Annotated in this window: 9 protein-coding genes; 8 read left to right on the forward strand and 1 reads right to left on the reverse strand. The window is 33.9% G+C overall.

Annotated elements, in window-relative coordinates; translation table 11 throughout:
- Positions 1 to 570: 570 nt before the first annotated feature.
- From CVD18_RS07350 to CVD18_RS07385, 8 genes are all read left to right on the forward strand, one after another.
- Positions 571 to 1,407, forward strand: a complete 837-nt coding sequence (locus CVD18_RS07350) for a DUF932 domain-containing protein (RefSeq protein ID WP_103864799.1) — start codon at positions 571 to 573, stop codon at positions 1,405 to 1,407.
- Between the two features lie 272 nt (positions 1,408 to 1,679).
- The gene (locus CVD18_RS07355; RefSeq protein ID WP_103864800.1) at positions 1,680 to 3,248 is read left to right on the forward strand and encodes a ParB/RepB/Spo0J family partition protein; all 1,569 of its coding nucleotides are present in this window, start codon (positions 1,680 to 1,682) and stop codon (positions 3,246 to 3,248) included.
- Positions 3,249 to 3,887: 639 nt separating this feature from the next.
- On the forward strand, positions 3,888 to 4,244 hold the full coding sequence (locus tag CVD18_RS07360) for a single-stranded DNA-binding protein (RefSeq protein WP_103864801.1): 357 nt from the start codon (positions 3,888 to 3,890) through the stop codon (positions 4,242 to 4,244).
- 76 nt (positions 4,245 to 4,320) lie between these two features.
- Entirely contained in the window at positions 4,321 to 4,770 is a 450-nt protein-coding gene (locus CVD18_RS07365; protein ID WP_103864802.1) for a JAB domain-containing protein, read from the forward strand.
- A gap of 14 nt (positions 4,771 to 4,784) precedes the next feature.
- Positions 4,785 to 4,982 carry a hypothetical protein gene (locus CVD18_RS07370; RefSeq protein WP_103864803.1) on the forward strand — a complete coding sequence of 66 codons (198 nt, stop codon included), beginning with the start codon at positions 4,785 to 4,787 and terminating at the stop codon, positions 4,980 to 4,982.
- Between the two features lie 391 nt (positions 4,983 to 5,373).
- Complete coding sequence (locus tag CVD18_RS07375) at positions 5,374 to 5,784, forward strand: BfmA/BtgA family mobilization protein (RefSeq protein ID WP_199185055.1); 411 nt, start codon at positions 5,374 to 5,376, stop codon at positions 5,782 to 5,784.
- Between the two features lie 12 nt (positions 5,785 to 5,796).
- Positions 5,797 to 6,828 carry a MobB family relaxase gene (gene mobB / locus CVD18_RS07380; protein WP_103864804.1) on the forward strand — a complete coding sequence of 344 codons (1,032 nt, stop codon included), beginning with the start codon at positions 5,797 to 5,799 and terminating at the stop codon, positions 6,826 to 6,828.
- Positions 6,829 to 6,832: 4 nt separating this feature from the next.
- Entirely contained in the window at positions 6,833 to 8,428 is a 1,596-nt protein-coding gene (locus CVD18_RS07385; RefSeq protein WP_103864805.1) for a type IV secretory system conjugative DNA transfer family protein, read from the forward strand.
- 11 nt (positions 8,429 to 8,439) lie between these two features.
- Here the strand turns inward: CVD18_RS07385 and CVD18_RS07390 are convergent, their stop codons facing one another.
- A complete protein-coding gene (locus CVD18_RS07390) occupies positions 8,440 to 11,403 on the reverse strand; it encodes an ATP-binding protein (RefSeq protein ID WP_103864806.1) in 2,964 nt (987 codons plus the stop codon).
- Between the last annotated feature and the right edge of the window lie 187 nt (positions 11,404 to 11,590).

The raw sequence follows: 11,590 nt of genomic DNA on the forward strand, positions 1-11,590 counted from the left end.
AAAATATTTCCATCATAAGCACGCCAAATACGCCGCCTGAAAGATTTATAAGAACTAATTACCCTAACGATTAATAAACAATTTATCTGATGCTAAATTATTACCAAAACTGTGCTCTAGAAATGATGTAGGTCAGTATGGTGAAATATTATGTCTTAAATATTGATTCAATAATATTTAACTAATTATTGAACTGTGACAGTTTATTCTTTAATGCCATTCAGCACATTACACTTTATTTCGAGAAAAGCTTCATTACGTGAAAAGAGCTTCATTCGCATAAGTCTTGGCCACAATCCCCACTTTTGACTTTTCATTCTGTTAACCCTTTCCGGTGCCCTGGAAAGGAGTACTTCATTCCCAAGTAAAAAGTGTGAATTAAGTCCGCTTAAAAAGAGAGTTATTCATACAATAGCCACCAAAGATAAACTCGTAAAATACTCTCATCAAAAGACTACGGCATAAAGCCAACGCTTCTCCAACAGCTCATTTATTCCGTTTCCTTTTGAGCTGAGATTTTATCTTCCGTTTGGTTTTAGGTTCATATTGTTTAATCTAAAATCAAGAATTATGTATTTACAAAATTTACAGCAAGATGAGATTTTCGTTTCTTCTGAAATGAAATCATTAAAAAACCTTACGCAGATTGAATCTCGTAGAGGGCTTGAAAATGCCATTATCTCTAATGGTAAAATCGTAAATGTGGTGTCAAATAGCTACGGCCACATACCCAATGAGCTTTTCTTCAGGAAAGCAGAAAAGATGCTCTTAGACGCAGATTTGAATTTTCATAAACGAAGCATCAATAGAAACGATAGGTCATTTATTACAGACTTTATCATTGACGACAAAAATCAATTTACATTAAAGAACAAAGATGACTTGATTCTTCCGATGCTACGCTTCAAGAATTCTTATGATGGCAGTGAAAAGACTTCTGGACATTTTGGGTTTTATAGAAAAGTGTGCTCAAATGGTTTACACGTATCACAAGCAGAGATTGAATTTTCAATAAAGCACAGCAAGAATAATACACATTTAATTATGCCTAGACTAAACGGTTTATTTGATAAATTTCTTGACAACGAGTTCTATACTATTGTGAAGAAGTTTGACCAGATGAAAGATTTTAGGATTATCGATACCGAGGAATTTGTAAAAGCGATTCTGTATAAAACTAAATTATTCAGATATGAATGCAGTGATAAGAATGATAATCCATCAAAGAAGTCCAGAGAGGTTCTAGAAATCTTGAATTACGAAGCATTGCTGCTAAATGAAGAGCCTAATCTTTGGCTTGGATATAATGCTTTCAATTCAGTACTGCACGGTACACTAAAAAAGACATTTTCTCAACAAGAAAGATTGGACAAGAAATTGTTCGATGAGATATATGAAATGGTTTAATTGTCATTTCAAAGGTTACTCCAGTACCTTAAAACTGGAGTTTTTATTTAATCATATCTCATATAGAATAAGTTTAATTGTGCTTAACAATGAGAGAGTTATCTATAACAATATTTGCACTAAGGTAAACTCGCAAAATATTCTCATCAAAAGACTACGGCATAAAGCCACCGCTTCACCAGCCACTCATTTATTCCGTTTCCTTTTGAGCAGAAATGTTGTCTTCCGTTTGGGTTCCGTATAAATATTGTTTAATCAAAATCATTTAATTTATGGAAACAATTACCGAACATTTAAAAGAGGTTGCACTAGTTGAAATTACAACTGGTAAAACCAATCCGAGACGAGTATTTAACGAGCAATCAATCCAGGAGCTTTCAGAAAGTATTAAAGAAAATGGATTACTACAACCGTTGCTTGTAAGACCATCAACTAAAGGATATGAATTAGTTTGTGGAGAACGAAGATTAAAAGCTTGCAAGCTGATTAACGCTGAATCTGTGCCAGTCCAGATTAAGGCTTTAAGTGACCAAGAGGCACTTGAGGCGCAAATCATTGAAAACTTAGAACGAGAAGATGTGCATCCTTTGAGAGAAGCTGAAACATTTAAAATGATGATTGATAATGGTGATTATCTCATTGAAGATATTGCAACTAAAATTGCCAAATCCGAAAAGTTTATCCTGCAAAGGTTGAGCTTAAATAATCTAAATGCACAATGGAAAAAGATGTTTCTGGAAAATGAAATCAATCTTTCAAAAGCTTTCATAATAGCACGCTTAGATAAGAAATATCAAAAAGAAGTTGCACAAAATGCAAGCGATTGGAGTGGTGGAATAAAATCTGCTAAACAATTACAGAGCTACATCGATTCAAACATTACAGCCCTTTTATCAAAAGCGAAATTTAATCCACTTGATGATAAGTTAGTAAAGAAAGCAGGTGCGTGCATTAATTGCCCTAAACGTTCAGGAGCAAACTGTTCTTTGTTTCCTGATGTAGAAGAAGATGACAGGTGCTTTGATAAAGTTTGTTTTGACACTAAAACTGAAAAGCACATTGAGAATGAAATTGACAGTATTATTAACAACGCCGAAGATGTACATTTAATCAAATCTAGTCATCAGAATATGGGTGAAAAATTATCTGAAAAATTTAAGAAATTAGGTGTTAATGTACTTACTCATTATAATGACTTTGATGTTATCCACGGTAAGGACACTCGAAAAAGTAAAATTAGAGGGTTTTGGATTAATGGCTATGACTGCGGGCAATATGCTTCCATTAAGTTGACTAAAAAGCAAGAGGAAAAATCGGTAGACCCGAAAAGCTTGGAAGGTGTTAAAGTTCAAATTGAAAAAATTAATATAAGAGCAAAAAGAGCTTTAGAACTTGACCAAGAGAAAGTGCATAAAAGGATTATTGAAACGATGAGCACTACTGAAGAATTAAGCGTTGTTGGAAAACATAAACATTGCGATGCTACAGAACTTGTATCTAGATTGATATTATGGAATGCATTAGGATGGTCAAAAAAGCAACATTTAAATAAGCCATTGCAGATTGAGAAATACGATGAGGAAGGTGCGAGTGGAATTCTAAAGCGTCTTGCTGAATTGACTAAGAATGAAATGGCAATAATAATTAACAACGTTGGCTTTGATTCTTTTAAATCTTCTTTACCGGCATACAGTGAAGCAATTGCATTAAGAGGTCTCGCAGAAAGTTTTGGTACTATACCTATCACCGATTTTGAAAGAGAACAAAAAGCTGTCTCTGATAAAAGAATTAATCGACAGAAAGAAAGAGTTGTAAAACTCAAAAAATCAGTGAAGTCATAATAATAAAAATAGCCACTAATTATCATTCTTATAAGGTATTTAGTGGCTATTTAAAATTTAAGTTTAAAGCCAATCAGCACATTTCACTTCATTCCGCGAAAAGCTTCATTATGTGAAAAGAGCTTCATTTGTATAAATCTTGGACACAATCCCCACTTTTGACTTTTCATTCCGTTAATCCTTTCCGGTGCCCTGGAAAGGAACATTTCATTCTCAAGTAAAAAGCGTGAATTAAGTCCGCTTAAACAGGAAAATTGCATTTGCACATTGTTCCACGTCCTGTGATTTTATATTTCATAAGGTATTTAGACTCATATCCCAAACCATCACCGTTATACCCTTTTTTTGACAGCAAAATACCAACATTCGGAAGTTGAACGGACTGCATAAATCAGGCTGCGTGCCTTGCTCTTTTTTATAAGTCCTTATCAATTCCAAATATTGAAAATGTATAAGCAACAAAAAAAGGTAACAGTGACGGCTCTATGGGAAGTAAATCTAAAACGAATCTTATGAAATCTTACAAAATCATCAAAAAGGACGCGGAACAAAAGTTAAAAAAACAACAAAAGGAAAACGCTCTGGATATAATAAGTAAATCAATAATTAAAATAAATATTAATCTTTAAATCTTTTATTATGAGTACTCTAAAAAACAAAGTACAGTTAATCGGGAATGTAGGAAATGCACCCGAAATCAAGACGTTAGAAAGCGGTAAAAAAGTCACTAATTTTTCAATGGCTACTAATGAGTCTTACAAGAACTCTGACGGAGAAAAAGTACAGAACACCCAATGGCATAATATTGTGGCTTGGGGTAAGATTGCCGAAATCATAGAGAAGTATGTAGGCAAAGGAAAAGAAGTTGCTATTGAAGGAAAATTAACTTCAAGAAACTATGAAACTGAAGCAGGAGAAAAAAGATATGTTACCGAAGTGGTAGCTAATGAAATTTTGTTGTTAGGAATCAAAGGCGAAGAAAATGCTACTGAATAATTAAAAAAATAAAGAGGGCGTTCCTGTGGAAAGATGCGCCCTCTTTTTCATTTATAACCTTTTAAATAAAATTACAATGAGCAATAAAGTTAATGAAATAAAAATAATTTATCGACAAAAATATGCTATGAAAGAAGCAACCGTGATTAAAGCATCAACAGTTGCCGCAGAGGTATTTATAAAAAATTGGAATCATGACACTATTAATATTAATGAAACCTTTAAGTTAATGTTGTTAAATAATTCAAATAAAGTAAAAGGTATATTTGAATTATCGAAAGGAGGTATAACCGGAACTTTGGTGGATATGCGAATACTTTTTGCAGTAGTAGTCAAAACACTTTCTACTGCTATTATATTAGGACATAACCATCCCAGTGGTAACTTGATGCCAAGTGAATCTGATAAGAAGCTTACCCAAAAGATTAAGAAAGCTGCAGAACTTTTTGATGTCAAATTGTTGGATCATATTATTATTTCACCTTATGGGGATCATTTCAGTTTTGCTGATGAAGGCGTTTTATAGTTAAGAACAACGTTATGGTATATCTTAATTATAATAATCTAGACGACGAAACACAACAGAAATTGTTAACCGATTCCAAAGAAGATGTAGCGCACAAATTTGGAAATGACTTGAAACAATATGCCGAAGAGAATCATTTAAATTATGATACTCTTTTGGAAGAAGAAGCTACAAGAAATCTCTATTCATATCAATATGTTTTCAATATTTAGAAATAGCATTTAACCCTAAAACGACCTTTGATTTTCAGAGGTCTTTTTTTTTGTAGTATTCTCAAATTCGCAATAAAAATTCCATTCTGTTACAGATAGTTTTAAAATTGAATTTTTCCATTCTTAAAACTGGATAGATTCTTTTTAAGCAGTTTAAAAGCCATTACATTTTTGGATGTACTGGTATTTTTTTTGTCCCGATTTATTGGGACGAAAAGGAATAGCAAGAGGGTAACACGCTGTCGCGATGTTTCGATATTCAGTTTTTTCAAAACACCAGTAAAATCAACACCTATCGGCGATTGATTGTTTTGATTTTTGAATTTTCATCGTTGTTTTTTCAGAAAAAATGCGCGCAGCCCAATGAAATCAGTAAATTTTTTCAGAAAAAATGGATAAAGGATATGAAAAAGAACGATTTGAAAAGCTAGGAATTAAAATTTCTGTGGCTATACGATTTAGACAATTTTGTAAAAAAATGTCAAAATCTCAATCTATGACATTACTCTTAATGATAGATTTTTTTGAAGGCAATGGTATCTCACCAGCAGAGTCTATGGGACCACATATGGAGACCTTAGAAAAGAGAATGTCTTTGCTAATTAAGAAAAGAATTAATGGAATGATAGCAATAATGAAAGACATCGAAAAGAATCAAACCAAACCGACTGTGGCAATGATACAGTCTCTTTTTGAAGAAGCTGAACCATCTAAAAAGAAATTGATTTTAGAAAAGGAAATTCCCAAGCAGAAGAACGAAATACGCTTTAGAGAGAAACTAAAAAATGACAACGAATTATAAAAATTTTGAAGAATGTATATCACGATAGCAGCACAGAAATTAGGAGGACAATATTCGCAAAGCGCAATAGATTTTGTGCAGTATCTGGAGAAAGAAAATCAAGGTTTGGAACAGGAAGAAATAGAACATTTTTTTAATCAATATGGAGATGAAATAAGTGCTAAGGAAGTTATAAAAGAGATTGATGGAAATACTGCCAAATTGAAAAAGAAAGAACCAAAATTCTATTCTATAACAGTAAGTCCAAGTAAATATGAATTGAGAAGATTACAAAACAATACCGAAGATTTAAAACAATATACCAGAGTCATAATGAAAGACTATGCAGCTTCTTTTAATCGTGAAATTAATGGCAAGCCTATAACAGTAGATGATATTAAGTACTATGCAAAAATTGAACATCAACGGTTTTTTAAAGGTACAGATAAGCAGGTTCGCGAAAATCAACCCTTTGCTACTAAAATATTAAATATTAAACACGAGGTCCGGAAAATTGAAAGGGGTGAAGTGGAAGGGAATACTGACAGATTAAAACTGAAAATAGCCAGATTAGAGCAACAAGCTCCCCATCAACAAAATGGAAAACGGATCGTACAAGGAATGCAGAAAGAAGGCAATCAAAGTCATATCCATATTATCGTAAGCAGAAAGGATGTATCTAATTCATACAGTCTTTCTCCAGGAAGCAAATACAAAGCATCAGAAGTCGAAATGAATGGTAAAAAAGTAAAACGTGGTTTTGATAGGGATACATTTTTCGAAAATGCTGAAAAGACTTTTGATAAAACGTTTGGTCATACCAGAAACTTTGCAGAAACCTACACGGCAAGAAAAGCATTTATCAAAAATCCAAAGCTGTATTTTTCAATGATTTCAAGATTGCCTACCAATGAAAAAGCAGTAGCATTCAGGATCATTAGGGAATCAGGAATGCCAATGATACCCAGTATACCTGTCAGCAAAGCGCAACTAGCTTTAAAAGTGTTTAATAAGTTACGCAAGGGAGTTGATGTAGCTATTAAATCAAGCTCTATAGGAATTTGATAATATGGAAAATCTAAATGTCACATTCGCTGTTTCTATGTTTTTAGGATTAGCCATTATTTTTTTTGGCGTATACAAGTTGTCTCGATATGGTTTTATTTTTAATATGATTATTATCGCATTAGGCTTTATCTTTTTATACTTCAAGATCAAAGGTATAAATGCACATTTTGATCTGATATTAATTCTTGGCTGTTCATTGCTCCTAATTAATATTGTGCTTTACGTATATCTTGATAAAGAATCAGGAACTACCAAATTGGATGAAAAATATAGTGTTCAATTCATGTTGAAGTATGGAAAGCTCAAAATTCAAAACATCAAAAGAGGAGCATCAATTATAGGAGCTGCAGGGAGTGGGAAAACAGAAAGCGTGGTTTATAATTTCTTGGTACATTTTAGTCAATACTCTTTTTGTGGGATTATTCACGATTATAAGAATTTTGAGATCACTGAAATGGCATATCCATTGTTTGAAAAGAGTGGTGTTGATTTTTGGGTAATTTCCTTTGACAATATATACGACCGGGTGAATCCAATTGCACCAAGATATATGCAGAATGAAGAAAATGTAAATGAAGTGTCCAGGGTACTTATAGAAAATTTATTGGAACAGAAAGAATCGGGAAATGTTGGAACTACCAAATTCTTTACAGATGCTGCTGAAGGTTTGATTGGTGGACTTATCTGGAAGTTGAAAACATCCTATCCTAAATACTGTACATTACCCCATCTCATAGCTATTTATCAATTATTAGACACCAATAGCCTTATTGCTTTTTTGAGCACAAATACTACGTCCAGGGCGATGGCTGATGCATTTATTAGCGGTAAGGATTCTGACCGTCAAACTGCAGGAGTAAAAAGCACCCTTGCTAATGCGCTTAAAAAGATAAGTACGCAGCGTATTTTTATGGTGCTTTCTGCAGATGAAGTTCCCTTGAATGTGAATAGTCAGGAGGAACCTTCTGTAATTTCTGTAGTAAATAATCCAAAATATGAAACAGCATATTCGCCAATTATCGCCACCATTATTCATACGATTACTAAGCAAATGAGCGTGAGAACGGCTAATTCATCTTTTTTGATGATGGAGGAAGCACCTACTATACGATTGCTCAATATGCACCGTATTCCTGCAACCTTACGAAGCTATGATATCGCTACTATTTATGTGATGCAGGATAAAATCCAGAATGATATGGTGTATGGTGATAAAGCGAGCAAAGCGATTTTAAGCAACCTCTCATATCAGTTCTTCGGAAAAGTAAACGATCCCGATACGGCTAAATATTACGAACGCTTTTTTGAAATTGTAAAACAACCTACCCGGAGTATAAGCAAAGGGCAAGATCCTTTTCGTTCTGATACAAGAGTGACCAAAGGGGAGAAGGAAGTAGCCAAACGGAGAGCTGATATGTTTTTTCGTTTGAAACAGGGAGAGTTTGTAGCTTTTGCAGATGGCAGGGATCGAAAAGTACAGTTCGCACTGTCCAATATTGAAAAACGATTGCCTGTTAAAAAACAGTCGTTTACTGAGGCTGATTTGGAAGAGAATTTTGAAAGGATTTATCGAGAGGTTAGAGCTATGTTTGGATAACTTTTCATTTTCTAAGATCTCAAATATCTCGCTAACTTACCCGATGGAGTATTTTGAGATACATCAAAAATCTTCTCATTCCCGAATATTAGGAAGCTATCTTTGGCTCTTGATACTGCCACATTGAGCATATTAGGTTTGTTATCACGGTCAAAGAACATCGTTCCCACATCACCTTCACCGTAGACAGATGAAAAAATAATAATTGAACGTTCCGCTCCTTGTAGTGCGTGTACAGTGCCTATTTTCATTTTATTGGTGTCAATTCCTTTTTTCTTGAGCAAACGTTTTAAAAGTCGTTTTTGTCCAACAAAAGGAGTTATTATGCCTACTTCACTCTCGATACTAGATTGTGTCTCTTGTTCAATTGCTATTCTGTTTTCTGATAAGAATTGAGCTATTGCTTCTACTTCATTTTGGTTGTATCTGTCTTTATTTCTTACTGTCGAGTTTCCTAGTACATTGATTAGTTGTATCGCTGGAAAAAGTGCGTTGGCATTTTTTGTTCCTTTCATCGGGATAAGTTGACCATCATAGGCAAGAATATTGCAGTAACCAATGATCTCATCATAGCATCTGCGATGTTCTCTCAATAGCAACCCTTTTTCTAATACGTCATCTTCTTTATATCGGCAGGAGCGCTGTGCCATTTTCATTAAACTTCCATTAGAAGCTAACACACCTTGCGTTTTGTAGTTGTCTAATGTTATTTGCTTTTTGGAAGAATCGAGGAGTTTATTTTTCGATAAGTTGCCTTCATCAATTTTAGAAGGGATATTCCATATAGGTTCAATCTGTTTAATATCTCCTACTACAATAGCTCTTTTGGCAAGGCCAAATATTGCAACACCTACTTCTGGAGTGGTTTGCCCAGCTTCGTCCACCATAAGCATGTCTATCATTTCCAATAAAGGGGGATTTGCCCAGCCTTGGTTCTCATCATCTCTTTCCCAATAAGAGAAAAATTTAGAAGCCATATAAAATGTACTCACAAAACAGGGTGTAAGCATAGAATGTATTTTCCAGCGATTAATTGTTGGGAAATAACCTTTGCTGTCTTTTTTACTGTCCATTATAAAACCTGATACTTCAGAAAGCCATCGAGCCTCCCAGTAATGTATAGCAAGATGAAATGATTTGTGCCTGAGAGTAACATCGATTTCGTCATAGAGGTAACAAGGTGCAAGATTTTCGCTATTGATTTTTTGCCATTCTAAAGCCCATATCTCTTCTTCTTTGATTGGAGGAGTTCCTTTGATATTATATTCCAGGCACAAGTTTAGCCAAGTGTCTATACTCTGTATAATATGGTTAGCAGCAGATATGCTTTTTTTAAATTCGTATAATAATGAAAGCTTATTATATTCACCCTCTCTCGAAAGCGTGACTGGAGAAGATTCTATTATTTCTTCAATATACAAAGCCCTCAATCCTAAACTAGTCTTAATATTAAAGAAACAACCCAACTTCCGCCAAATGGATTCATTACTGAAATAATCTTCAATTTGTAGATTAGCATTTTTAAACCATTCAATATCTCGTTGAAGCAAGCTTCTATTTACCAATCCATTTTCCAAGTATGCGGATATGGGATTAGTGGATTTGTAATTCTTAGAAAATCGAATCCAAGAACCTTGATATTCCTTCCAGACTTTGGACAATAATTTCAGACTACTTTGGGTTTCGAGAATTTCATCACGTAGAATCTTAGCACATTGCTTAGTATCAGAAAACTTATTTTCTTTGTAAAAATTCATTTTACTGAGAAAATAGGTTTTTGCTTTTTTCAAGTAATCAAAACTTTCAAGTCTTTGAAAAGTGCCTGAGCCATCCAATTTGATATAATTGATATTTTGGAGTTCAAAACTTGTCTTTTTAGTAGATGGCAGGTACGAAGCATATCCCCGAAAGTCTGGAAGCCATCTGCCATCTATTGATTCTAGTGTACTCTGGCTGTTAGAAAAACTCTCGTTGATATTTGTTACTGCTTGATTATTTGTAGAGCAAGCGAGTATAATAGGAGCACCTTTTCCGTTAATTGCTGATTTTACAATCTCGTTTGCAACCACGCTTTGTAGCAACGTTGTTTTGCCAGTCCCTGGAGGACCGTTAACTGCAAAGACAGAATTAGCGTCGTCATTGATAAAAGTGTGTAATGTTTTTCTTTGAGTAATTGACAAAGGAAAGCTATCCCCCATTTGCCCTAAATGTTTGTCTAATTCGTCCATATAGCTAGAAACTTCAATGGGCTTCTTTGCACTTTGGGAGAAGCCAGATATCAAACCTTCTAAAAGCTTAGGGAGTTTATTTTTCTTTAATAAGTGATGATAGAGGTTTATGATTCCTGAAGCTGCGCCTTGTTCTTCCTCTGGACAAAAGAAAATATTCTCTTTTACAATTGCAAAATCTACTTCTATATAATTTTGTATATTTTGAGACGTGATTTCTTTAAAAACATCATTGAGATAGTTTACATATTGTGACCAATTCTTTATTCCTATCTGACTTATTGCAGCTGCCCTATCTACATTGTCTACATCTCCTAAAATGAAATCTGCTTCCTTTCCTGCAGAAGGAAAAAGATGCTCCCTAGGGACTAACGGAAATAGCTCTTCTGGAATCGATAGCATACCCTGACGATTTAACTGAGCATTAATCCAAAAGGGATATGCAGGTTTGTTATTTTTTGCAGTAGTAAGATGTTCTACTTTAGGTATAGCTGAAAATAAACTGAATATGACATCTACAGTTTTGAGTTTGATCCATTTTTCACCATTAATATCAGTTATGTTCTTTTTCTTATTGAGTTTTTGCTCTTGATCTAAAAATAACAACTCAGTTTTACCAATAGGAACGAGTCCATTATTTATATCAAATTCCTTTAAAACAAAATGCTTTTCTCTTTCAAAATCTACTTGGAGACGTTGTGAATCGGTAAGACTGTTTTTCCAGTAATTGAGCCAATATTTGTGCATTTATTTTTTAGAATTTGAAATTACAATATAGGGAATGAATCATTCATAGAGATATATTTGAAAAATCAATACGTAAAATGATTTTAGTAGATTGTGCCTTATCAATTCCTGTTAAATATTGCTAAACTATTGTGAACAGAATTCATAACCTAAATTTTGATACCTGAATTACTAAGGGAGAATGTGA

It is taken from the genome of Aquimarina sp. I32.4 (assembly GCF_002924285.1).
In the GTDB taxonomy this organism is placed as follows: Bacteria; Bacteroidota; Bacteroidia; order Flavobacteriales; family Flavobacteriaceae; genus Aquimarina.

Excerpts from the sequence above, each read along its gene's own strand:
- CVD18_RS07350 (WP_103864799.1), top strand. The coding sequence starts at position 571 with ATGTATTTACAAAATTTACAGCAAGATGAGATTTTCGTTTCTTCTGAA.
- CVD18_RS07355 (WP_103864800.1), top strand. The coding sequence starts at position 1,680 with ATGGAAACAATTACCGAACATTTAAAAGAGGTTGCACTAGTTGAAATT.
- CVD18_RS07360 (WP_103864801.1), top strand. The coding sequence starts at position 3,888 with ATGAGTACTCTAAAAAACAAAGTACAGTTAATCGGGAATGTAGGAAAT.
- CVD18_RS07365 (WP_103864802.1), top strand. The coding sequence starts at position 4,321 with ATGAGCAATAAAGTTAATGAAATAAAAATAATTTATCGACAAAAATAT.
- CVD18_RS07370 (WP_103864803.1), top strand. The coding sequence starts at position 4,785 with ATGGTATATCTTAATTATAATAATCTAGACGACGAAACACAACAGAAA.
- CVD18_RS07375 (WP_199185055.1), top strand. The coding sequence starts at position 5,374 with ATGGATAAAGGATATGAAAAAGAACGATTTGAAAAGCTAGGAATTAAA.
- mobB (WP_103864804.1), top strand. The coding sequence starts at position 5,797 with ATGTATATCACGATAGCAGCACAGAAATTAGGAGGACAATATTCGCAA.
- CVD18_RS07385 (WP_103864805.1), top strand. The coding sequence starts at position 6,833 with ATGGAAAATCTAAATGTCACATTCGCTGTTTCTATGTTTTTAGGATTA.
- CVD18_RS07390 (WP_103864806.1), bottom strand. The coding sequence starts at position 11,403 with ATGCACAAATATTGGCTCAATTACTGGAAAAACAGTCTTACCGATTCA.